Annotated in this window: 1 protein-coding gene; it reads left to right on the forward strand. The window is 41.8% G+C overall.

What is annotated here, in order from left to right; all coding sequences use genetic code 11:
* Positions 1 to 897 (forward strand): acyl-CoA dehydrogenase (locus ACS8FD_RS17095; RefSeq protein ID WP_439276726.1); only part of this gene is annotated, 897 nt, incomplete at its 5' end.
* Positions 898 to 996: the final 99 nt, after the last annotated feature.

Genomic DNA, 996 nt, shown 5'->3' on the forward strand with positions numbered 1-996 from the left:
TTTGGCGCGGCGATGATTGGCTATCGTGGTTATCAGTATTCGCTCGATTATGCCAAAGACAGAACGCAGGGCAGAATCGCACCGAATAATAAGCCTGAAGATGCAGCAACGGCGATTATTCAGCATGGTGACGTCAAACGCATGCTGCTTGCGCAAAAAGCTTACAGTGAGGGCGGCATTTCACTGTGCTTATACGGCTCGAACCTGATTGACCGTATCAATACCTGTGAAGATGATACGCTAAAAAACGAGCTATCAGAATTATTAGATTTATTAACGCCAGTACTCAAAGCATGGCCATCTGAGTATGGTCCAAAGGCCAATGATTTAGGTATTCAAGTATTGGGCGGCGCAGGTTATACGCGTGAATATCAGGCCGAGCAGTTTTGGCGTGACAACCGTCTCAATCCCATTCATGAAGGCACAAATGGCGTGCAAGCGTTAGATTTGTCATTCCGAAAGTTATGGCAAAATAAAGGGCTTGGTATTCAAATTCTAAAACGTGAAATCACTCAAGACTTGGAAAATATCAGTACACCGGAGACTGCCAAACTCGCCGGTAAATTGATGCCTTATATGAGTCACTTGCATGAGGTATTGGTGCATTTAAGCAAAATCCTGCAAACGGAAAAAGCCATCACGTTGACTGGTAATGCACAAGCATTGATGAATATCTTTGCCTCAATCGTGGTCAGTTGGATTTGGATTCGCCAAGCCAGCAAAGCTGAGCAACTACTAAGTACGACGCAAGATGTTGAGCAGCAGAATTTTTACAAAGGCAAAATCCAAGCAGCCAAATACTTTATCGATTGGGAATTACCCTTAATCAATCGCGATATTGAACTGTTAAATAAAGACAATGCCGTATGTACCGATATGCAAGCAGAATGGTTCTAACCAATGAAAGGTTAGTAGTATCATTTTGTAGAAACTTACACCAGATAAAATAATACACGTTTAAAGGAATAAAATATGACGCTAAATACAAATGGAATT

This window comes from Psychrobacter sp. 1U2, assembly GCF_051847575.1.